This is a genomic window from Corynebacterium meridianum, assembly GCF_016342265.1.
Taxonomy (GTDB): domain Bacteria; phylum Actinomycetota; class Actinomycetes; order Mycobacteriales; family Mycobacteriaceae; genus Corynebacterium; species Corynebacterium meridianum.
Window position 1 is genome coordinate 584,487 of record NZ_JAEIOS010000011.1, and the last position, 22,782, is coordinate 607,268.

The 22,782-nt window shown below is 67.4% G+C and carries 19 protein-coding genes; 1 reads left to right on the forward strand and 18 read right to left on the reverse strand.

Translation table 11 applies throughout. The annotated features are described in order from the left end of the window. Positions 1-192 precede the first annotated feature (192 nt). Positions 193-1,158 (forward strand): asparaginase, encoded by a 966-nt coding sequence (locus JDV75_RS05810; RefSeq protein WP_198738271.1) that lies wholly within the window; start codon positions 193-195, stop codon positions 1,156-1,158. Between the two features lie 20 nt (positions 1,159-1,178). Here the strand turns inward: JDV75_RS05810 and JDV75_RS05815 are convergent, their stop codons facing one another. The 18 genes from JDV75_RS05815 to JDV75_RS05900 form a co-directional block, all read right to left on the reverse strand. Continuing rightward, positions 1,179-1,886: a TM2 domain-containing protein gene (locus tag JDV75_RS05815; protein ID WP_198738272.1), complete on the reverse strand. Its 708-nt coding sequence runs from the start codon at positions 1,884-1,886 to the stop codon at positions 1,179-1,181. A 133-nt stretch (positions 1,887-2,019) separates the two neighbouring features. Then, positions 2,020-3,414 carry a DNA polymerase IV gene (locus JDV75_RS05820; protein ID WP_198738273.1) on the reverse strand — a complete coding sequence of 465 codons (1,395 nt, stop codon included), beginning with the start codon at positions 3,412-3,414 and terminating at the stop codon, positions 2,020-2,022. 109 nt (positions 3,415-3,523) lie between these two features. Then, positions 3,524-6,706 carry an isoleucine--tRNA ligase gene (ileS, locus tag JDV75_RS05825; protein WP_198738274.1) on the reverse strand — a complete coding sequence of 1,061 codons (3,183 nt, stop codon included), beginning with the start codon at positions 6,704-6,706 and terminating at the stop codon, positions 3,524-3,526. A 304-nt stretch (positions 6,707-7,010) separates the two neighbouring features. Beyond that, entirely contained in the window at positions 7,011-7,190 is a 180-nt protein-coding gene (locus tag JDV75_RS05830; RefSeq protein ID WP_198738275.1) for a hypothetical protein, read from the reverse strand. A gap of 109 nt (positions 7,191-7,299) precedes the next feature. Continuing rightward, positions 7,300-8,313 (reverse strand): DivIVA domain-containing protein, encoded by a 1,014-nt coding sequence (locus JDV75_RS05835; RefSeq protein ID WP_198738276.1) that lies wholly within the window; start codon positions 8,311-8,313, stop codon positions 7,300-7,302. Positions 8,314-8,518: 205 nt separating this feature from the next. Next, positions 8,519-8,809: a YggT family protein gene (locus tag JDV75_RS05840; protein ID WP_198738277.1), complete on the reverse strand. Its 291-nt coding sequence runs from the start codon at positions 8,807-8,809 to the stop codon at positions 8,519-8,521. A gap of 129 nt (positions 8,810-8,938) precedes the next feature. After that, positions 8,939-9,403 (reverse strand): cell division protein SepF, encoded by a 465-nt coding sequence (locus JDV75_RS05845; protein WP_198738278.1) that lies wholly within the window; start codon positions 9,401-9,403, stop codon positions 8,939-8,941. Between the two features lie 75 nt (positions 9,404-9,478). Then, the gene (locus JDV75_RS05850) at positions 9,479-10,177 is read right to left on the reverse strand and encodes a YggS family pyridoxal phosphate-dependent enzyme (protein ID WP_198738279.1); all 699 of its coding nucleotides are present in this window, start codon (positions 10,175-10,177) and stop codon (positions 9,479-9,481) included. Then, the gene (gene pgeF, locus JDV75_RS05855; RefSeq protein ID WP_198738280.1) at positions 10,174-10,929 is read right to left on the reverse strand and encodes a peptidoglycan editing factor PgeF; all 756 of its coding nucleotides are present in this window, start codon (positions 10,927-10,929) and stop codon (positions 10,174-10,176) included. The genes JDV75_RS05850 and pgeF overlap by 4 nt, the downstream gene beginning before the upstream one ends. A gap of 12 nt (positions 10,930-10,941) precedes the next feature. After that, a complete protein-coding gene (gene ftsZ / locus JDV75_RS05860) occupies positions 10,942-12,201 on the reverse strand; it encodes a cell division protein FtsZ (RefSeq protein ID WP_198738281.1) in 1,260 nt (419 codons plus the stop codon). A gap of 197 nt (positions 12,202-12,398) precedes the next feature. Further along, positions 12,399-13,055, reverse strand: a complete 657-nt coding sequence (locus tag JDV75_RS05865; RefSeq protein WP_198738282.1) for an FtsQ-type POTRA domain-containing protein — start codon at positions 13,053-13,055, stop codon at positions 12,399-12,401. After that, on the reverse strand, positions 13,052-14,494 hold the full coding sequence (gene murC, locus JDV75_RS05870; protein ID WP_198738283.1) for a UDP-N-acetylmuramate--L-alanine ligase: 1,443 nt from the start codon (positions 14,492-14,494) through the stop codon (positions 13,052-13,054). Before murC ends, JDV75_RS05865 begins: the two co-directional genes overlap by 4 nt. 33 nt (positions 14,495-14,527) lie before the next feature. Then, positions 14,528-15,619 carry a UDP-N-acetylglucosamine--N-acetylmuramyl-(pentapeptide) pyrophosphoryl-undecaprenol N-acetylglucosamine transferase gene (locus tag JDV75_RS05875; RefSeq protein ID WP_198738284.1) on the reverse strand — a complete coding sequence of 364 codons (1,092 nt, stop codon included), beginning with the start codon at positions 15,617-15,619 and terminating at the stop codon, positions 14,528-14,530. 6 nt (positions 15,620-15,625) lie between these two features. Then, positions 15,626-17,131, reverse strand: a complete 1,506-nt coding sequence (locus JDV75_RS05880) for a peptidoglycan glycosyltransferase FtsW (RefSeq protein WP_198738285.1) — start codon at positions 17,129-17,131, stop codon at positions 15,626-15,628. Positions 17,132-17,153: 22 nt separating this feature from the next. Continuing rightward, positions 17,154-18,536: a UDP-N-acetylmuramoyl-L-alanine--D-glutamate ligase gene (gene murD / locus JDV75_RS05885; protein WP_198738286.1), complete on the reverse strand. Its 1,383-nt coding sequence runs from the start codon at positions 18,534-18,536 to the stop codon at positions 17,154-17,156. Positions 18,537-18,539: 3 nt separating this feature from the next. Continuing rightward, complete coding sequence (gene mraY / locus JDV75_RS05890) at positions 18,540-19,640, reverse strand: phospho-N-acetylmuramoyl-pentapeptide-transferase (RefSeq protein ID WP_198738287.1); 1,101 nt, start codon at positions 19,638-19,640, stop codon at positions 18,540-18,542. Then, a complete protein-coding gene (locus JDV75_RS05895; RefSeq protein ID WP_198738288.1) occupies positions 19,637-21,145 on the reverse strand; it encodes a UDP-N-acetylmuramoyl-tripeptide--D-alanyl-D-alanine ligase in 1,509 nt (502 codons plus the stop codon). Before JDV75_RS05895 ends, mraY begins: the two co-directional genes overlap by 4 nt. Continuing rightward, positions 21,142-22,689: a UDP-N-acetylmuramoyl-L-alanyl-D-glutamate--2,6-diaminopimelate ligase gene (locus JDV75_RS05900; RefSeq protein ID WP_198738289.1), complete on the reverse strand. Its 1,548-nt coding sequence runs from the start codon at positions 22,687-22,689 to the stop codon at positions 21,142-21,144. Before JDV75_RS05900 ends, JDV75_RS05895 begins: the two co-directional genes overlap by 4 nt. Positions 22,690-22,782: the final 93 nt, after the last annotated feature.

Sequence of the window (22,782 nt, forward strand, 5' to 3'; positions counted from 1 at the left end):
CGGTCGGGTGCTGCGGGGCCCGAGGCAGGGACTGGGCCCACGGCGGATCCCGTGGCGGGCGTACGCGACACTGATCCTAACAGTGTGCCTGATGTAAACAGAAGTTACGCAAGTTGCCGTAGTTACGAGGGGCTCATTGGCAGTCTCTGCGCTCTGCGGGTTTTGTGCACCGGATGTGGCAGTCTTGTTCCCATGACCGAGCAGCACCAGCACCCAGGCTCCCCCGAAAACTCCCCGAAGCGGATCGTGGTGATCACGACCGGCGGAACCATCGCGTGCACCACCGACCCGGATGGGGTCCTGCTCCCCACGGTGGCGGGGTCCGAGCTCCTCGCACCGGTCGCCGCCCGTTTCGAGGCCTCGGACGTGGCGTTCGACGTCCGCGAACTCAACCGGCTGGACTCATCCTCGATGACCTTCGCCGACATCGACGAGATCCGGCGCGCGGTGGAGGACGCGCTGAGCGACCCGGAGGTCTCCGGCGTCGTAATCACCCACGGCACGGACTCGATGGAGGAGACCGCCGTGGCCCTCGACACTTTCCACGCGGACGACCGACCTGTGGTACTCACCGGGGCACAACTCCCCCACGATCATCCCGACGCGGACGGCCCACTCAACCTGCTGGACGCGGTCAATGTGGTCACCTCCCCCACCGCCCGTGGAATCGGGGTTCTCATCGTGTTCGGCAGGGCGGTCCTCCCCGCACGCGGCGCGGTGAAGTGGCACACCACCGACGACCTCGCGTTCGCGACGAACGCCCCCGAGGAACCGACCCGGGCGGACGTTGTCCCGGCGGTGGATCTCGCGGACGTGGTCGTCCACATCATCCACGCCTACCCCGGCGCGCCACGGGAGCTCGTCGACTCGGCCCGCTCGGCGGGCGCGGACGGCCTCGTCATCGAGGCGATGGGGTCGGGGAACATCGGAACGGGACTCGCCGCAGCGGTGGGCGACGCGCTGCGCGACGGACTCCCGGTCGTGATCAGCACCCGGGTGCCCCGCGGCGAGGTCCGCGGAAGCTACGGTGGCGCCGGCGGCGGGGCGACGTTGAATTCCCTCGGCGCGGTCGGCTCAACCTACTTCCGCTCCGCACAGGCGAGGGTCCTGCTCGCGATCGCGATCGCCTCCGGGCGACATCCTGCAACCCTGTTCTGATCCGATCCGGCTCCGGCCGGTCAACGCTTCAGCGGAATACCCTGCGCGTCCGTTGAGATCGAACCGGTCAACAGCTTGATCAGGTCGACGAACTTCCAGATGACGGACGGAAGCAGGAGAAAGAACCCGAATCCGAAAGTGATCAGGAATAACAGGAACGTGCCTCCGTACAGCGCGAGCTGCACGGTCCCGGTCTGTTTCTGCCCGATGTAGAAGTTGTGGACCCCCAGTTCCCCGAAGAACAGACAGAGTAGAACGGCAGCCAGCCAGGATTTCTGCTCTCCACCGAACTGGTTGTACCCGTTCGCCTGCGGCCCGTACGCGGGCACCTGTGGCGCATACCCGTGCATCTGCTGGCTGTACGCCGGCACCTGCGGATCGTAAGCGTGGTCCGTCCGGTTTTGCGCCGGCGTCTGCACGGCATACCCCGGGTTGTACGACTGTGGCGTCTCCCGGACCGCCGCGTCCGGGTTGGCAGATTCCGACACGGCGGTGTCGTCCCATCCCCCGGACAGTTGGTCGTCGTCGGACGCCTGCGGGTCCTGCCCCGTAACCCACCAGTCCTCCGAGGGCGACGCCTCCCGGGAATCCGCACGCGGGCGGAGAGATTCAGACTCTTCGGAGTCATCCCAACCCAACGGACTCTGTGCGTTCCCTTCCATCGGAGAGGTTGATCCCTCACCGGAGGGCTGTCCGTATTCGGGTCGGGACGGATTGCTGTCGGTCATCGGGTCTCCTCATGAGGGTGTCGCGTCGGGGCCCACCGAGCGGAGCACAGTCCATCCGGCCGGGTATGCGGAAAACTCTACTTCATTTCCACAGCAGAAGAACCACAGGCTCACTGGACCGGAACCCCGTCCGTCACCCGTCCCCGCAGTCTTCCCGGGATGCGAACCAGTCATCCCAGTCCAGGGAATCGAGGGGGTCCGCCGAGCAGAGACTCGGATCATTCTCGTCGAAGTTCCGGGTCCTGCCACGATCGGTGGTCCGGGTCTCGAAGCGGACCGAGACGATTCCGTGGCCCGCCCCCTGCACCCAGCCGTGCCCGTACTCGGGGTGGTGGACGTCCTCGGTCGCCTTCCACCTCGATTCGGGTGCGGGTTCCGTCACGGTCAGCACCGGTGGCTCATTCGTGGAACCGCGCACGCCCACCTCGTAGTCGGCGTCCGGTTCGGGCACCGTGATCCGCTGGTCGAGCTCCGGGAAGAGAACGTTCTGGCGGGCGTGCTCGAGCCCGGAGAAGCTCACACCGACCAGCCTGATCGGGCCAACTTCGTCCGGGTAGCGGGCCAGATTGTGTGCCACGGCCACGAGCGTGGCCTTCTCGTCGGTCGTGTACGGCAGCGACTGCGAGCGGGACTCCGTACGGAAGTCGGCCATCTTCAGTTTCACGGTGACCGTCCGGGCACCGCGCCCGTCGGCCAAAAGCCGGCGGTGGGCACCCGCGGCAGCCCGGTCGATGGCTTCGTCCACCTCCGCGACCGTGGTGAGGTCCTTCGGGTAGGTGTGCTCCGTGGAGATCTGCTTCGCTACTGCACGGGGGGCCACCGGCCGGTCATCGTGGCCGCGCGCCAGGCGCCACAGGGCCACCCCAACGGTTGACCCGAGGCTTATCCTGACCTCGGCCTCCGTCATCGCGGCGAAATCGGCGATCGTGTCCACCCCCAGCTGGTGGAGTTTCGCCTCCGCGACTGGTCCGATACCCCAGAGTTTCCGGACCGGCAGCGGATCGAGCATCTCGCGCTGTCTTTCCACGGGGATGACGTAGACGCCGTCGGGTTTCGCCTCCCCCGAGCCGATCTTCGCGTACTGCTTCCCGGAACCGGCTCCGATCGAGCACGGCAGGCCGGTCTCGGCCTTGACCTCCGAGCGGAGGTTCTCCGCCCAGTCCCGGACCTCGTCCGGGGTCGCGCCGACCAGCTCCGGGGGTTCCATGAATGCCTCGTCGATGGAGAGCTGCTCGATGATCCCCGCGTGCCGCCGGATGACCTCGAACACCCGGCGTGACGCCGCCGAGTAGACCCTTCCGCGTGGTGTGATCACCACCGCCCCGAAACCGACGAGCTTCTTCGCCTGGTGCATGGGCATCGCGGAGTGCGCCCCGAAGGCGCGCGCCTGGTAGGACGCACCGGCCACGACTCCCCGCCCCGAGACACCACCGACCAGAACGGGACGGCCCCGGAGCGTGGGACGGGTCAGCTGTTCGACGGAGGCGTAGAACGCATCCATGTCTACGTGCAGCACCCACCGTTGCATGGGAATCAGCGTATCGCGAAACGAACATGTGGGCGAATGACCGGCCGGGCCACCTCCCGTCCGGCGGCCCGGAACAGAGCGGGCGCCCGCTCTGTCGTGGGTGGGTGGATCAGGCCTTCGCCACCACCGCGGTGACCCCGGGGACGATGTCGTGCACGTCGCCGGCGAGCTCCCCGGTACGGACCTCGAAACCGGTTGCGAGAACCTCTCCGGCGATGAGCTCGCGGTGACGCTCCGCCCACTCCAGCTTGTCCGCGGGGACAGACAGTTCGACGGTGATCCGGTCGGAGACCTCGAAGCCGCTGGCCTTCCGGGCGTCCTGCAGGCCACGGACGATGTCCGCCGCCCAGCCCTCGGCCTCGAGCTCCGGGGTGACCGTCAGATCGAGGACGACCAGGCCCTCGGCTCCGTCGACCTGTGCGGTGGACTCCGGGTCGGCGGCCTTGAGACGCTCGGTGTACTCGTTGGCCTTCAACGAGATACCGTCCGCGACGACTGTGTCACCCTCGCGGGTGTAGTTCCCGGACTTCACCGCCTTGATCACGCGCTGGACGTCCTTCCCGAGACGCGGTCCGGCCTCACGGGCGTTCACGACGACCTCGAAGCGTCCGACGGAGTCGACGTCGTCGGTGAGGGCGACCTCCTTGACGTTGACCTCGTCCCGCAGGATGGAGGTGAACGGTGCGAGCAGATCGGACTCCGGCATCGCCACCGTGAGCTTCGGCAGAGGCAGCCGGTTGCGCAGCTTGTGGGACTTGCGCACGGAGCTCGCCGCGGAGCACACGCCCCGGATCTGGTCCATTGCACGGACGAGGTCCTCGTCGACGGGGAAGTCGGTGGGATCCGGGTAGTCGGTGAGGTGGACGGAGCGGCCGCCGGTGAGACCCCGCCAGATGACCTCGGTGACCATGGGGAGCAGCGGGGCGGCGACGCGTGCGAGTGTCTCGAGCACGGTGTAGAGGGTGTTGAATGCCTCAGGGTGTTCGGTGTCACCGGCCCAGAACCGCTCCCTGGAGCGACGCACGTACCAGTTGGTGAGGGCGTCACAGAACCAGCGGACCTCATCGCAGGCGCGGGCGATGTCCGTGCCGTCGAGGGCGTCCCGGACGTTCGTGACGAGGTTGTGCAGCTTCGCCAGGATGTACCGGTCGAGGACGTTGTCGGAGTCGGTGGACCACTCCGCGGGCTTCGAGGAGTACAGCTGCAGGAAGCTGTAGGCGTTCCACATCGGCAGCAGCGCCTGCCGGACGCCCTCGCGGATGCCCTGCTCGGTGACGATGAGGTTGCCGCCACGCAGGATCGGCGAGCTCATCAGGAACCAGCGCATCGCGTCGGATCCGTCACGGTCGAAGACCTCGTTGACGTTCGGGTAGTTCCCCTTCGACTTGCTCATCTTCAGTCCGTCGTCGCCGAGCACGATGCCGTGGGCGACGCACTTCCGGAAGGCCGGCTTGTCGAACAGTGCGGTGGACAGGACGTGCATGGTGTAGAACCAGCCGCGGGTCTGTCCCGAGTACTCGACGATGAAGTCCGCCGGCCAGTGCGTCTCCACCCAGTCCTTGTTCTCGAAGGGGTAGTGCTTCTGGGCGAAGCTCATGGATCCGGACTCGAACCAGCAGTCCAGCACCTCGGGGACGCGGTGCATCGTGGACTTCCCGGTGGGGTCATCGGGGTTCGGACGGGTGAGCGCATCGATGTGCGGGCGGTGCAGGGACTCGGGTCGACGTCCGAAGTCACGCTCGAGTTCGTCGAGTGAGCCGTACACGTCAACGCGGGGGTACTCGTCGGAGTCGGACACCCACACGGGGATCGGGGAGCCCCAGTAGCGGTTACGGGAGATGTTCCAGTCCCGTGCACCCTCGAGCCACTTGCCGAACTGTCCGTCCCGGATGTGGGACGGCATCCACTCGATCTCCTCGCGGTTCAGCTCGACCATCCGGTCGCGGAACTTGGTGACGGCGACGAACCAGCTCGGCAGCGCCATGTAGATCAGCGGCTCACCGGAGCGCCAGGAGTGCGGGTAGGAGTGCTCGATGGTCTGGTGCCGCAGAACCCTGCCCCGGGCCTTGAGATCCCGGATGATGTCCTTGTTCGCGTCGAAGACGAGCATGCCCTCGTAGTCGGGCACCTGGGCGGTGAACTTACCGTCCATGTCGACCGGAACGACGACCTCGACGTCATTGGCCTGGCAGATCAGCATGTCGTCCTCACCGAAGGCGGGAGCCTGGTGGACGATGCCGGTGCCGTCCTCGGTGGTGACGTACTCGGCCCCGAGTATCCGGAATCCGTTCTCCACGGGGAAGAACGTGAAGATGGGTTCGTAGGTGAAGCCCACCAGGTCCGAGCCCGGGAAGGTCGCCAGCACCTCGTGGTCCTCGCCGAGTTCCTTGGCGTACGCGCCGACGAGAGCCTCCGCGAGGAGGATCTTCCGGCCGACGAAGTCGGCGTGGCCCGACTCACCGATCCTGGCAAGTACGTAGTCGACGCCGGGGTTGACGGCCAACGCCGCGTTGGAGGGCAGCGTCCAGGGGGTGGTCGTCCAGGCGATCGCCGCGGCGTCGGCGAGCTCGGGGTGCTCGGCCAGCGTCTTCTCCGCGGCCGATCCCTCGAGCGCACCGGTGAGCGGCATCGTGATCGTCAGGGTCGGGTCCTGCCGCATCTTGTAGGAGTCATCGAGACGGGTCTCCTGGTTGGACAGGGGCGTGTGCTCAGCCCAGGAATACGGCAGAACGCGGAAGCCCTGGTAGATCAGCCCCTTGTCGTAGAGCTCCTTGAACGCCCACATGACGGACTCCATGAAGTCCGAGTCCATGGTCTTGTATCCGTTGTCGAAGTCCACCCACCGTGCCTGCCGGGTAACGTAGTCCTTCCACTCCTCGGTGTAGCGCAGGACGGAGGAGGCGCAGTACTCGTTGAACTTCTCGAGGCCCATGGACTCGATCTCACCCTTGTCCTTGATGCCGAGCTGCTTCTCGGCCTCGAGCTCGGCGGGCAGGCCGTGGCAGTCCCAGCCGAAGACCCGTTCGACGCGCTTCCCGCGCATCGTCTGGAACCGGGGGACGATGTCCTTGACGTAGCCGGTGAGCAGGTGTCCGTAGTGCGGGAGGCCGTTGGCGAAGGGCGGTCCGTCGTAGAAGACGTACTCGGGCGCGCCGTCCCGCTGATCGATGGACTGACGGAAGGTTCCGTCGGCACGCCAGAAGTCGAGTACCGACTTCTCCATGTCAGGGAAACGGGTGGAGCCTCCGGTGAGATCCACCTTCGGGTAGACACCGCCAACTGGGTTATTCATGGGCGTTCAACGCTCCTTGCGTTCGAGGACAATCAATGAAAGGTGCTCATCGTGTGCGGGGACGCCCCGGATCAACCGGCACGCGGTACCACCCTGCTTGGGCACCTTTGAGGGCGCCCCACTTGATTGTCTTCGAGAAGGTCTGTCACGGTCCCACCCGTCCGGTTCTACTGGGAGCCACGGTACGGAGACCGCGGTATCTGTTCTTCCGGATGGCTCCCCGGTGATGGCCGGATCACTGCCTTGCGTGCTCCCCGCCGGGGAAGCATGACGCGAACAAAGTATAACTCACGGGAACCCGCGGTCAATCCTCCGGCCGCTCGCGCCTCCGATGGCTCTTGATCGCCATGTCCGCCACGAGGAATCCCAGCCCCACTGCGGCGTCGGCGATGAGCAGCCAGGAATAGACGTCCGAACCTGACTGGACGGTCATCACCAGAAGCCCGAACCCGATCAGGGCGGTGACGAGGGCGGCGATCAGCATGGCGTCCCTTCTCGACGGATCGTGCGGTGTGTGACTGCGGTGTGTGGCAAGGCGAAAGACGACAGGCCTCCCCGCGGGGAGGCCTGTCGTCTGGGGTGATTCGCGGGGTCTAGGCCTTGCCCTCGTTGTCCCCGCCGTTGGGGGCGGCGAAGCCGCGGCTGGACAACTCCTCTAGCTGGCTCTCGAGGAAGGTCTTCATGCGGGTACGGTACTCCCGCTCAAAGGTCCGGAGCTCGGCGATACGGGCCTCCAGGACGGACTGCTTGTTCTTCACCGTGGCCATGATCTCGGTGTGCTTGCGCTCGGCGTCGGACTGCAGCGCATCGGCCTTGTCCTTCGCCTGCTTCAGCTGTGCCTCGGCCTGTGCGTTGGCGTCGGAGACCATGGATTCGGAGGTCTTCTTCGCCTCGGCGACCATGGTGTCGGCCTTCTTCGTCGCCTCGCTCACGAGGGTCTCCGCGCGGGAGTTGGCCTGGCTGAGCTTCTGCTCGGCCTCGGAGTTGGCCTTGGAGAGCTTCTCGGATGCCTGCTTCTCGGCGTTCGCCACCAGCGTCTTCGATTTCTGTGTCGCCTCGGAGAGTTCCTTCTCGGCGGCGGCGTGCGCCTCGTCGAGCATCGACTTCGACTCGGTGCGGGCGTCCGCCTGGATGCGGTCGGCGACCTCCTGCGCGAGCCCGAGAACCCTGGCGGCCTGCACCTGGCTGTCGGCGCTGGACGCGGCGGGAGCGGCTGCGGGTGCCGCGGAAGAAGCCCTGGCGGCCTTCTCGGCCTCGGCCTTGGCATCCGCGGCTGCCTTGCGCGCCTGATCCGCCTCGCTGCGGGCCTTCTTCGTGGCTTCGTTCGCCTCGGCGAGCTTGCGCTCGTAGTCCGCCCGGATCTCCTTCTCGATCTTCGAACGGAGCGCGCCCTCATCCACGCCGGCAGAGCCGGAACCGGCCTGCTTCAGTTCGTTGTTCGCTTCCTCGACCCGCTGCTGCAGGTCTTCCTTCTCGTCGATCAGACGACCGAGGGTGTCTTCGACCATGTCGAGGAACTGATCAACCTCGTCCTCGTTGTAGCCACGCTTTCCGATCGGCGGTTTGCTGAAAGCGACATTGTGCACGTCGGCTGGAGTCAGCGGCATGGACGGTTCCCTTCGCTCGTTGGTGGACCCTGGTGAAACTTCGGTGTATCGGGCCCCTGGTGCCCACAGTGGTCATCTGCGGTTCATTGACTGATCCGATATTACTTCTAATTATCGCGAAAGTGTACCTGGGCGTTTCACCGTGTCGGAAATACTCGGACATCTTCAAACCGCAAAAGTTCTTCGCGGCGGAAATTACCCGTCGTCAGCGCAGCATCATCCCGAGAACGATCGCCGCCAGCCAGAGAATGAGGAAAAGGACGATGATCGACATGTCGAGCGCCACATTTCCCATTCGCAGGGGTGGAATCACCCGACGCAGCGCCTTGACGGGCGGATCGGTCAGAACGAACAGGGGTTCGGCGAGATACGCGAACCACCGTGGCGGCCGGAAGTTCCGGGAGAACGAATGGATCATCTCGACAACGATCCGCAGTACGAGAATGTAGCTGTAGATCCGGATGAGCAGCAGCAGAATCAGGATGATTGGGTTCACCGGTCCGAGCCTATCGGATCAGGGGCCGGACACGCGACACCCCCGCATGCGGACGGTTTCAACCGGATGCGGGGGTGTCGATCGCGGGGGCGCGATCAGGATGGGGCGCCCAGGTGGGCGAACCGGGGATCAGCGGATTCCCGCGGCTTCCTCGAGCTCGGCGATCGTGACCTCGACGTCATCCGGGATGAGCGCGAAGGTCAGGGGCGAGAGTTTGCGCATTTCTCCGCGGAGCGCGAACACGAGTCCGGCGGCGAAGTCGATGACGCGCCGTGCCTCTTCGCGGTCCATGGAGTTCAGGTCGATCACCACGGCGTCACCGGCGCGGAAGGGTTCACCCACCCGGGTGCACTGCTTGAAGCTGACGAGCCGGACGGGAACGATGGTCGCGGCATAGGACTGCGGCTCGTAGGCGGGTCGGGGCGAGCCGTAGCTGTAGCCACGACCGGCTGCGCGTGTCACGGGAGCGTAGTTGTCCCCGGGTGCGACGGTGTCGTCGTAGTCGACATCGTCACGGTAGTACGCCGCGTCGTGCGGCCCGTCCTCGTAGGGCGCCAGTCCGAAGAACTCCTTGAACTTCTTGACACTCGACATGTAGTTTCCTTTGCTTCTCAAGGGACGTCGGCTAGCGCGTCCTCCGGTCGTCTCCCACTGCGGTTTGTCACCACCCTATCCACGGGGTCCGAGAATCGCGGTACCGACACGCACGATTGTCGAACCCGCGGCGACGGCGTCTCCGAGATCCCCCGACATTCCCGCGGACAGCTCCATCGGCCGTTTCCCGGTAGTGGCGAGACGGTCCCGGAGGTCCGCTGCCGAGGCGAAAACCTCGGCGGGGTCACTACCCACCGGTGGCACGCACATGACCCCGGAGAGCGTCAGGTTCGAGCACCGTGACAGAGCGTCGAGCAGCTCGGGAATCCCGGATTCGGGCACTCCCCCGCGTCTCGGGTCCCCGTCGAAGCTGTACTGGACGAGGACCGGAAGCGGTCCCCCGGGACGTTGGCCACGTTCGATCGCCAGAGCCGTGCCCCGGTTGAGGGCCTCCGCCAGCCGGACGCTGTCGAGCGAATGCACCGCCGCGGCGACCCGGCAGGCGGCGTTGGCCTTGTTGGTCTGTATCTGCCCGATGAGGTGGACGGCAACATCCGGGTACCGCGTGGCCTTCTCCACTGCATCCTGGACCCGGTTCTCCCCCACGGCTTCGACGCCGAGGTCGCGCAGGATCCCGACATCGGAGACCGGGTGGAACTTCGTGACCGGCAACAGCCGTATCTCCCCCGGATCACGCCCAGCGGCGTGTGCGGCCGAGCGGACCGCCGCGCGGACGGACGCGAGCCGGTGCGCCAGGTCTTCAGCTCGGGTCACCGGTCCTCCTCCGGCATCCAGATGACACCGGCCTGACGACCGGTCGTCCCCTCCCTGCGGTAGGAGAAGAACGTAGGGTCAGCCACCGTGCACCGTAGATCGGCGTCGATTTTCGTGACGCCGAGTTCCTCCAGCTGGCGGGAGATGCCGATCCTAAGATCAGCACCCCAGGTGCCCTTCGCCGTACGCGTCCGGACCCCGGGGAGCCTCGATTCCAGGTCCGCGAGCATCGGTTCCGGCAGTTCGTAGTTCACGCCGCTCGCGGCGGCACCCATCCACACGTGGAGGTGTCCCGGCCGTGCGCCGAGCTCGGTCATGCGTTGGACGGTCCGTGGAACGATCCCGTTGCGTGCCCCGATCCGCCCGGCGTGGACCGCTGCGATGACCCCCGCGTCGTGGTCACTGATGAGCAGGGGGACGCAGTCGGCGGTGAGGACCGCGAGGGCGATGCCCCGGGTCCTGGTCACCAGTGCGTCGGTGGCCGGCACCGGCTCCTCGCAGGGCCCCTGCACAACGGTGACGGTCGGGGTGTGCAGCTGCTCCATCCAGACGATCCGGTCGGGCGGCAGGCCGAGGGACCGGGCGAGGCGTGCCCGGTTGGCGGTCACCGCCGCAGGGTCGTCACCGACATGGTCGGCGAGGTTGAAGGACGCGAACGCCCCCCTGGAGGCACCACCGGTGCGGGTGGTGAATACCTTCCGCACCGGGCGGCGGGCAATGTCTGTTTCGGGGTTCGCGGAATCCTGCTCCATGCTCCCGCCCCGTCAGCGGAGGAAGTCCGGAACGTCCAGGTCGTCGACGTCGTCGCGGCGACCCCGCGAGCTGGTGAACATGCCGTGCCCGGGGCGTTCCGCCGCGGAACGCTCGGAACCGAGACGGTGCCGGGCGGAGTCCGCGCGCTGATCGTAGTTGGAGCTCTCGACGGGGTCCGCCGGCTCGCGGTCCGCGGGGCGTTCGTCGTCGCGGTCGTCGCCGCCGAACAGGGACTGGCCACGGCTCGGCTCCGGGGTGGGGGTGGTCGCGGGCTGGGCAGCACGGGTCTGGGTGGTGGCCTGGCCGATCTTCTCCGCGGCGGACTGGTCGAAGTCGAATCCAGCGGCGATGACGGTGACCCGGACCTCGTCGCCGAGATTGTCGTCGATGATGGTTCCCCAGATGATGTTCGCGTCCTCGTCCGCCTTCTCCTCGACGAGCGCGGCGGCCTCGTTGACCTCCTGGAGGCCGAGATCGGATCCACCGGCGAAGCTCAGCAGGACTCCCTGGGCGCCTTCCATCGTGGACTCGAGGAGCGGGGAGTTGATGGCCTGTTCCGTGGCCTCGACCGCCCGGTTGTCGCCGCTGGCGGAGCCGATGCCCATGAGTGCGGAACCGGCGTCCGCCATTACGGAGCGAACGTCCGCGAAGTCGACGTTGACCACGCCGGGCGTGGTGATGAGGTTGGTGATGCCCTGAACACCGTTGTGCAGGACCTCGTCGGCCGTGCGGAACGCCTCCATCATGGACAGGTTCAGGTCGCCGAGCTGAAGCAGTCGGTCGTTCGGGATGACGATGAGGGTGTCACAGACGGCACGCAGGGCCTCGATGCCCTCCATGGCCTGCTTGGTGCGGCGACGTCCCTCGAAGCGGAACGGGCGGGTGACCACGCCGACGGTCAGCGCCCCGGCCTTCTTCGCGATGTTGGCCACGACGGGGGCGGCGCCGGTACCGGTTCCGCCGCCCTCACCTGCGGTCACGAAGACCATGTCGGCGCCCTTGAGGCAGTCCTCGATCTCGGACTTGTGGTCTTCCGCGGAGGTGCGTCCGACATCGGGGTTCGCTCCGGCCCCGAGACCACGGGTGGCCTCGCGCCCGATGTCGAGCTTGACGTCCGCCTCGGAGAACATCAGTGCCTGCGAGTCGGTGTTGACGGCGATGAACTCGACGCCCTTGAGCCCCTCCTCGATCATGCGGTTGACGGCGTTGACGCCGCCACCGCCGACACCGACGACTTTGATGACGGCGAGGAAGTTTTTCGGTGAGGTCATGGTCTTAGGCACTCGCCTTTCAGTTTGTTAGATCAGTTGGAGAAGGCCACACAGCTGAGGGACCGTGCGTACGGGAGTTGTTGCCTTCCATAATGTGCGAAAGACACGCGCATGTGGCGGACATCTGCGCGGCGTGTCGGTACCCTCAACCTCAACTTTAAAGTTTCTGACGTGGGCAAACGGCGGCTTCCCGTCCGCTACTGACGGACGGTGACCTGCACCGGGTCGGACACGTTGTAGACCCGCCCATCCCGGCTCAGGGCAGCGGAAGCCGCCCGCGACTTGTCGTGATTGTCCTCGGGAGCACCCCAGTAGATCTCCCGGCCGTCCAGGAGAACGAGCGTGATCTCGTACGGACCGGGTGCACGGACCCGCACCAGCTGCGCCCGCAGCGGCTCATCGAGGCTCTCGACCACGGCTGCGGCGCCGGCGAACAACTCGCGGTCGTCCTCCCGGGTATCGGTGATCTCCACCGCCCCTACCGGTGGCGGGCCGATGATGAAGGGTGCCCCCGCCGCATCGATCAGGTGCTCGCCGTCGGGACGCGTCGCGTACAGCACGGCACTGCGCTCCGTGACCTCCACGGCCACGGTTCCGGGGAACCGACGTTCCACGTGGGCTCGCTCGATCCACGGCAGTGCGGCGACGTTCCGCGCCGCCCGCGCGGCGTCGACCCGCACCATGTTCGCGCCGGGGGGCACCCCGGTCGCCGTAACGATGTCCTCCTCGGCCGTCTGCTGCGCGCCGGTGACGGTGATCTCCCCGACCTTCAACACGGGCACGAACCAGAGCAGTAGTCCGAGACAGAGGATGAGTGCCAGACCACCGGCGATCCAGGAGACCCGACCCCTCACTGTCCGAGCTCCGTGAGAATCTCCTCGGCGAGCATCGTGACGCTGCCAGCCCCCATGGTGAGGACGATGTCGCCGGGACCGGCGAGGTCGGCGACCACCGCAGGGACACGGTTGAACTCCGGCACGTAGACGCACCGCTCCGTCCGCACCATGTCCGCGATGATCCGCCCGTCCACGCCCTCGACGGGTTTCTCCCTGGCGCCGAAGATGTCGAGTACCACGACACGGTCAGCCAGCGACAGCGCGGTCGCGAACTCCTCCGCGAATTCGGTGGTGCGGGAGTAGAGGTGTGGTTGGAACACGACGACGATTCGCCCGTCCCCGGACTCACTGTCGAGCTTTGCCCGCGTCGCGCGCAGGACCGCCGTGACCTCCGTGGGGTGGTGGGCGTAGTCGTCGTAGACGCGGACACCCGCATGGGCGCCGTCCGGCAGGGCCGGGATCTCACCCTTGAGTTCGAATCTGCGGCGCACACCGGTGAATCCGGACAGACCGACGGCGAGCTTGTCGGCATCGGCCCCGAGCAGCGTCCCCGCGAGCAGCGCCGCGGTGGTGTTGAGCACCATGTGCACCCCCGGGGTGTGCATGTTGACGTTCAGTGTCTTACCGCCAACGGAGATCGTTGCCCTCGAGCCGAAGGACTCGGTGACGATCTCGGTGATCTCCGCACCACACTCGACACCGGGGTGCGCGGCGGCCGCCGCTGCGGTGCCGTATCCGCGGACGCGGATACCGGCGGCCGCGCACCGCTCCCCGAGGGCCGCCGCGTGCTCGTCGTCGAGGCAGACCACGAGCGTTCCGTCGGGGGTCAGTCGGCGGGCGAAGTCATCGAACACCCGGAAATAGGCCTCGGGGGTACCGAAGAAGTCCAGGTGGTCGGGCTCGATGTTGGTGACCACGGCCACGGTCGGTTCGTAGCGGAGGAGTGAGGCGTCGGATTCATCCGCTTCCGCTACGAAGATGTCGCCGGTGCCGTGGTGCGCGTTCGTCCCGGCCTTGTTGAGTTGACCGCCGATGGCGAAGCTGGGGTCGCAGCCCGCCGACTGGAGAGCGACGACGGCCATCGACGTCGTCGAGGTCTTGCCGTGGGTTCCGGCGAGCAGCAGCTGCCGGTGGTCGGTCATCAGTTCCGCGAGCAGATCGGATCTACGGATCACCTCGAGGCCCGCGACGCGCGCTCCGGCGAGTTCCGGATTGTCCTCCGGGATCGCCGCGAAGGAGGTGACGACCACCGTCGGGGGTTCGCCGAGCAGCTCCAGGTTCGCGGCGTCGTGACCGATCGCTATCCTCGCCCCCATCGCCCGCAGTGCGAGGACGATGCGGGAGTCCTTCACGTCTGATCCGGACACCTGCATGCCGCGGGCGAGCAGGATGCGGGCGACACCGGACATCCCGGCTCCCCCGATGCCGATCAGATGGACACGGGAAAGATCAGTCATCGTCTACCTCGTTGTTTTGTTCGGTCGTGAAGTTCAGTTCGTATGCGCGGTGTCGGCCACGAGGTCCGCGATCGTCTCCGCGGCGTGCCCGAGGCCGCTGCCCCGGGTCGCCGTCACCAGACGCGCGTGCCTGTCGTCATCGCCGAGGATTTCGGTGACCCTCTCCGCGAGGATGTCACCGGTGAGGTCGGCGTCGCGGATGAGCTCCGCTCCCCCGGCGTCGATGACGGGGCGGGCGTTTAGCTCCTGCTCCCCGTTTCCGTGCGGGAGGGGGACGTAGATCGCCGGCAGACCGGAAGCGGTGACCTCCGCGACGGTCATGGCACCCGCGCGGCACACCACGAGGTCGGCAACCGCCAGGGCGAGGTCCATGGCCTCGATGTAGGGCAGTGTGTGCCATCCCTCGCAGGTCTCGGGTGCGGCGTTCTTCCGGCCGTGGGCGTGGAGGATCTGGTGACCCGCCCCGGTGATCGCCGGGGCGGCGCCGGTGAGTGCCCGGTTGATGGACGCGGACCCCTGCGATCCGCCGGTGACCAGGAGTGTCTTCTTCTCCGGGTCGAGCCCGAACCTGGCCACGGCCTGAGCCCGCCGTGCGGCGCGTCCGGATTCGCTGAGTTCCGCACCGGCCAGACCTGGGCGGATCGGTACGCCCACGACCTCTCCGCGGAGTCCAGAGTCCGCGACGGCGTTGAGCCCGGTGCCGCCGCACCACACCCCCAGCTTGTTGGCCAGTCCGGCGCGGGCGTTGGCTTCGTGGACGAAGAACGGTATCCCGAGTCTCCTGGCGGCGAGATAGGCGGGCGCCGCCACGTATCCCCCGAAACCAATCAGTACGTCGGCGTCCACCTCGCGGAGGATGTCTACCGTCTGGCCGACGGCGTGGCGTACCCGCATCGGCAGCCGGAGCAGGTCCATTCCGGGTTTCCGGGGCACGGGCACCGGGTCGATGAGCGCGAGTTCGTAGCCGCGCGCCGGAACAAGTTCCTGTTCCAGTCCACGGGCGGTACCGAGTGCGGTGACGCGGGCGCCGTGCCGGGATCGCAGGGCATCGGCGACGGCGAGTGCCGGCTCAATGTGTCCGGCGGTCCCACCACCGGCGACGACGACGGACAGGGGGGTGTTCATGTGTGATCAGCCTCTTCTGCGCGGGTGGTGACGGTCGGTTCGGACAGGACCTCCGGGGCGGGGTCTGCGTCGCGGTGTCGTTCCGCCAGTGACGCTACCACCGGGTGCGGTGGTGGACCGGGGCGCCGGTCGACCTTCCCCGGGGGACGGTGGAACGGGGCGCGGGCGCCGGGTCACGGGTTCAGCCGGACTGCGGTCCGGGCGGGTCCCGCGCGCCGCTGGTCCCCGTGACCCGGCGGGATCCGGTTCACGGAGCCGGAGAAGCCTGTCGATCGCCGGGCGCCCGTAGGACTGCATCGTCGACACCGCCTCCGGCTCGTGGCGTGCTGCGCTCGCGAGCAACCCCATGGATCCCACGGTGATGATCGCGGAGCTACCTCCGGATGAGATCATCGGCAGCTGGATTCCGGTCACGGGAAGCAGACCGACGACGTATCCGATGTTGACGAACGCCTGGGAGACGACGCCCGCGGTGAGGGTCGCCGCGAGTAGCTTGAGGTAGGGATCGGCCGAGCGCATCGCGCACCGCAGGCCGACGAGACCGAGTGCGCCGAAGAGCAGGATGACGATCGTGCCGCCGACGAGTCCGGTTTCCTCGCCGATGATCGCGAAGATGAAGTCGTTCTTCGCCTCCGGGAGGTAGAACCACTTGGCGCGGGACTGACCGGGACCGACACCGCTGGTCCCGCCCTCCGCGAGTGAGAGGAAGCCCTGGTAGGACTGGAAGGCCTTGCCCCGCACGTCGTCGAAGTCACCCAGGAGTGCATCGCGGTAGACCTCGATCCGGTGGGTCCGGTAGCTGCCTTCGCCCTTGCTGCGGAGAGTGGAGAAGATCGCCGTACCGAGGGCGAGCAACCCGAACCCGCCCCCGATACTGACGATCAGGCGGCCGGGGAGACCGGAGAAGATCAGCACGAGAACGGCGACGGAGATGCAGACAGCGGCCATCCCGAAGTCGGGCTGCCGGAGGATCAGGACGACGATCAGGGCGGCGACCAGGCCGTAGTGGACGAAGGGGTCGTGCAGCCAGTGTCTGGTGGGGCGGCGGTCGCTCAGGTGGTGGGCGCCCCACACCGCGAGCGTGACCTTGGCGAGTTCCGAGGGTTGGAAGGTGAAGGGGCCCAGGGCCAGCCAGGAGCGGGCACCCGACTCGACGAGTCCGGTTCCGACGCCGGGGATGAGTACCGCGCCGAGCAACATGACGGTGACGACGAGCAGCGGCGTGGCGAGTCTGCGGATCAACGACGGCCGCATCCAGAGGGTGAGCCACAGGACCAGGTATCCGATGCCGAGGAAGATGATGTGCCGCACGCCCTGGGTCCAGACCCCGCTGTCGAGTGCGGACCATGTGGTGGACGACGACAGGACCATCACCGCGCCGACCGCGGTGATCAGCCCCACGACGGAGAGAATGAAGAAATAGTCGAAGAACGGTCGGGAGAGATAGTCACGGCAGCGGGCGCGGAGCCGGTCGGGCGCCGATTGCCTGCGCGGCGTGGTGTCCTGGGTCATGGTCGTCGGGCCTCTCTTCGGGTCATTCGGTCAGGTCCCGGGCGGCCCGGGTGAAACAGTCGCCGCGGTGCCCCATGCCGCGGTACATGTCGAGGGACGCGGCCGCCGGCGCGAGCAGGACGGTGTCACCGGCTTCGGCGATGTCGACGGCGGCGGCCACGAGTCGGTTCATCGCCTCCTCCGGATCGGTGGAATCCGTGCGGTGGACTACCGCGTGGGGCGCGTGCTTCCGCACGGCCCGGGCGAGAATCTCACGGTCCGCGCCGAGAAGCAGCACCGCCTTCAGGTGTGGGGCGTGCCGTGCGACGAGTTCATCGACGTCGGCACCCTTCAGCTGTCCGCCGGCGATCCAGATGACCGAGTCGTGCCCGGTCAGAGCGGCATCGGCGGCGTGTGGGTTGGTGGCCTTGGAATTGTCGATGTAGTCGACCCCGGCGTGGTCGTGCACCACCTGCCCCCGGTGGCCGGACACCTCGTACACCGCGAGCGCCTCCCGGATGGCCGCCGGCTCCAGTCCCTGCGAGCGTGCGAGTGCCGCCGCGGCCAGGGCGTCCTGGATGCCTGCCGGGCCGGCGGGTGAGATTCCGTCGGCCGGGGCGAGGACGAGGTTGTCCCCGAAGGCGTTGTCGACAAGGTTTCCGTCGATCACACCGAGCTGACCACGGGCCGGGATGCCGAGGGTGAAGCCGACGGTCTCCGTATCCGGGCCGTGGGGACCGGAGGTGCGGGAGACGACCTCGGCGTCGTCGACACCGATGACCGCGTAGCCTCCGCGCAGGGCCCGGAGCTTCGCGTCCGCATAGCCGTCGAAGGAACCGTGCCAGTCGATGTGGTCGTCGGCCAGGTTGAGCAGGGCCCCGGCATCCGGGGTGAGGGTCGGTGCCCAGTGGAGCTGGAAGCTGGACAGTTCCGCGACGAGCACGTCGATGCGGGGTTCCGCGGTGAGCGCGTCACCGACGGCCACCCCGATGTTCCCGACCGCGGCGGCCGTGTCGGGTCCCTGGGACATCATGGCCGCGCACATCGCGGTCGTGGTGGTCTTGCCGTTGGTGCCGGTGATGACGAGCCAGGTCCTGGGGTCGCCGAAGTATCCGGCCCGATCGAGACGCCACGCGAGTTCGACGTCACCGATCACCTCTGTTCCGGTGTCGGCGGCCCGTCGGAGAATCGGGGTGTCGGGACGCCAGCCGGGCGAGGTGACGACCATGCGGTAGTCCGCGATCCTGGCGAGAGCGGTCGCGACATCGCAGGTGTCGCAACCGGTGGCCTCCGCGACGCGGAGGCGGGCCGTCTCGTTGTCGTCGGCGACAGTGACCCGGGCCCCGAGATCACACAGCATGCGGGCACATCCTGCGCCGGACACGCCGGCACCGGTGACGAGGATGGGACCGTCGAGGCGGATCATGGTCTACACCCCCGCCGTCGTGAGCCACTCGCCGTAGAACAGTGCGATGCCGGCCATGCACGCCATTGCGGTGAGCAGCCAGAACCGGATGACCACGGTGGTCTCGGCCCAGCCGCCGTTCTCGAAGTGGTGGTGGAAGGGGGCCATGCGGAAGAAGCGCGTTCCGCGGGTCCGGAACACCACGACCTGGATCACCACGGAGGCCGCCTCGATGACGAAGAGGGCACCGATGACGATCATGAGCAGTTCGGTCCGGGAGGCCACGGAGATGGCGGCGACGAGGCCACCGAGCGCGAGGGAGCCGGTGTCCCCCATGAAGATCTTGGCCGGCGCGGCATTCCACCAGAGGAAACCGAGGCACGCTCCGAGCCCGGCTGACGCCAGGATGGCGAGGTCCAGTGGGTCGCGGACCGAATAGCACCCGGGTACGACGGAGACCGAGCAGGAGTTCCGGAACTGCCAGAACGTGACCAGGGTGTAGGCACCCATGACCATCGCGGTCGTGCCTGCCGCCAGGCCGTCGAGGCCGTCGGTGAGGTTCACCGCGTTCGACCAGGCCGAGATCAGGATGAACATGAACGCGAGGAACAGGACCAGGCCGACGCCCCCTCCCCCGAGCGCGATGTTGAAGGTGTCGATGTCCCGGATGAAGCTCAGGTTGGTCGTACCCGGGGTGAGTCCGTCCGGGTTCGCGAACTGGAGCACGAGCCAACCGAACACGAGAGCGAGCACCAGCTGTCCGATGAGCTTGGCCTTCTTGTTCAGTCCCAGGTTCCGCCCCTTGGCGAGTTTGATGTAGTCGTCGGCGAAACCGAGAAGGCCCATACCGAGGGTCAGTCCGAGTACCAGGAGCCCGGAGGCGGTGAAGCCCCCGAAACCGCGGGCGATCCCGATGAGGGAGGTGACGACGTAGGCGACGACGATCCCGGCGATGATGGCGACGCCACCCATCGTCGGGGTGCCACGCTTACGCATGTGGGAGGCCGGGCCGTCCTCGCGGATCTGCTGGCCGAGTCCCTCGTCGCTGAACCAGCGGATCAGGACCGGGGTGAGGAAGATCGCGACGAGGAAGGCGATGGCTCCACTGATGATTATCTGGGTCACTGTTCTGCGTCCTGCTCCTCTAGAGATTCCGGTACGGGCAGCGCGAGCAGCGCGTCCGCCACCCGCCAGAGCTGTTCGGAGGATGAGGCCTTGACCAGCACCACGTCCTCCGGACCGAGTGCCGGCTGTACGAAGTTGATTGCGGCGTCGACGGAATCGGCGGTCACGACCCGGGTGCCCGCGGCTTCCGCCGCCTGCGCCAGGGCGTGTGTGTTGACCCCGGTGCCGACGGCGACGAGGCGGGGGATCCCGCTCTCGCCGAGAAGGGTCCCGATCTCAGCGTGCCGGTCGGCGGAATCGGGGCCGAGTTCATTCATCTGCCCTAGTACAGCCCATGCGGTGCCGCCACTCGCCGCCGCGCTGTGGGCGAGTGCCCTGATTCCCGCGGCCATCGAATCCGGATTGGCGTTGTAGGAGTCGTTGATCACGGTGACCCCGTCGCCTCTCCGGGTGACCTCCATACGCCGGCCCGACACGGGTTCGTGGTCGGAGACCGCGGCACAGACAACGTGGGGGTCGAGGCCGACGCTGACGGCCGCGGCGGTCGCCGCGAGCGCGTTGGCCACCTGGTGCTCGCCGACGAGGTTCAGGGTCACCCGCTCCGACAGCCCCTCCGGGCCTTCGAGGGTGAAGGTCGCGCGGCACACGTCATCGAGGTCGATTCCGGTGGCACGGTAGTCGGCGTTCGGGTCACCGGCGGCGCTGAAGGTGACCACCCGGGCGCGGGTTCGTCCGGCCATCGCGGCTACGAGCGGATCGTCCGCGTTGAGAACGGCCACTCCGCCGGCGGCGGCGTCCGGGAGGACCTCGACCAGTTCGCCCTTGGCGCGGGCGATGGTGTCCCGGTCGCCGAACTCGCCGATGTGTGCGGTCCCGACATTGAGGACGACCCCGACCACCGGTGGTGCGATGGCCGCGAGTTCCGCGATGTGCCCGACCCCGCGTGCGGACAGCTCCGCCACGAGATAGTCGGTGTCGGTGGAGCACCGGAGTGCGGTGTAGGGGTGTCCGATCTCGTTGTTGAAGGATCCCGGGGGCGCGACGACGTCTCCGGCTTCACCGAGCACGGAGGCGATGAGGTCCTTGACCGTGGTCTTGCCCGCGGAGCCGGTCACCCCGACGACGCGCATGCCGTGTCCGGCCGCGACGTCGACGTTGTGCCGGGCGAGCCTGCCGAGGGCGGCGATGACCGCCGCCCCGTGGCCGGAGGGGTCATGCTCGTAGGCGGCTGCGTTGCTCTCCGGCGCGGGTACCTCAGGGACGATGATCGACGGGGCGCCGGTCTCCCTGGCGGCCAGAGCCACCGTGGCCCCCGCGTCAACCGCGCCGACGGCGTAGTCGTGCCCGTCGACCTGCGCACCAGGGAGGCAGACGAACAGGCCACCCGGGCCGATCCGCCGCGAATCGAACTCGACCGCACCGGTGACGATGGCCTCCGGGTCCGCTCCGTCCACGAGGTAGCCGCCGGTCACCCCGAGAATGTCACTGACAGACATCCGGATCATGACTGTCCCTCCGTTTCCTTTTCCACACTCAACCGGTCATTGATCGCCCGCGTCAGACACTCCGCGTCATCGAACGGATGCCGGACATCCCCGACCAATTGGCCGGTCTCGTGACCTTTTCCGGCGATGATGACGGCATCCCCGGGACGGGCCCAGTCGACGGCTGCCCGGATGGCCTCCTCGCGGGAACCGATCTCCCTGATGTCGGCCACCCGCTTCTTCTTGCCCGCGCTCTTCCGCTCCCGGACCGCCTCCCGTGCCCCCTGGAGCACCGCGGCCCGGATTTCCCCGGGATCCTCGCTGCGGGGGTTGTCGTCCGTGATGATCACGAGGTCAGCGGCCTTCGCCGCGGCCGATCCCATCAGCGGTCGTTTCGCCGAGTCCCGGTCACCGCCGGCACCGATTACGATTCCGACCCGCCCCTCCGCCTGGCTCCGGAGAGTCTTCAGAACGGCGGACACCGCAGCCGGCTTGTGCGCGTAGTCGACGACGGCCAGGAAGTCCTGGCCTCGATCGATGTTCTGCATCCGTCCCGGTACCACGACGTGCGCCAACCCACCGGCCACGGTTTTCGGGTCCTCCCCGGCGGCGACCGCCATCGTGAGTGCGAGGGCGGCGTTGGCCACGTTGAACCGACCGGGGAGCGGTATCTCGCAGGCGATGTCCCGGCCGTCGATGTGGACGTTGAAACGCTGTGATCCGGCGGCACCGATCTCCGGCTCACCGACCGTCACGGATGCGGGACGTGTACCCGTGGAGACGGTCGTCGCGGCGGGGCCGGCGAGTCGCGACAGTTTCTGGCCGAAGTCATCGTCGACGCAGATCACCGAATGCTTCGCCCGGATCGGAGAACCGGGACGGAAGAACCGCGCCTTGGTGGCGAAATAGTCCTCCATGGTCTCGTGGAAGTCGAGGTGGTCCTGGGAGAGGTTGGTGAAGCCGGCGACATCGAATTCCGTGCCGACGATCCGGCCGAGGGCGATCGCGTGCGAGGAGACCTCCATCACCACATGGGTGACTCCCCCCGCCGACATCCGGGCGAGAACCTCCTGCAGAACCGGTGCCTCGGGCGTCGTCAACTCGGTCGGAACAGGCTCTCCGTTGATCCGGGTTCCGTTCGTCCCGATCACCCCGACACTGTGTCCCGCCGCGAGCAGCGCGGCCTCGAGAAGGTAGCTGGTCGTAGTCTTCCCGGAGGTGCCGGTGACACCGAACAGCGTCATGTCGCGGGAGGGGTGACCATTGACGACGGCCGCCACCTTGCCCAGGATCGCCCGTACATCGTCGACGACGATGACGGGTCGCTTCTCGTGCCGATCCGCGAGGATCTTCTCCCCCTCTGCATCCGTCAGGATCGCTGCCGCGGATGAATCCCGGGCGTACTTCGCCCCGTGGGTGCGGGTACCGGGGACCGCCGCGAACAGGCCGCCCTCCGGTAGCTCCTGGGCATTGATCCCGATCGCGCTGACGCGCACCGAGGTGCCGGACCCCTGACTGAGGCTGCCGCCACTCAATTCGGCGATGGTATCCAGTGTGATTGCCACGATTCTGGCACACTCCTTATTACTTTCGGATCGGTACTGCCTCGGTTACGGGGCGGAACGTGATTGTATCTGTGGTTCCCGGCGGGCGGGAGT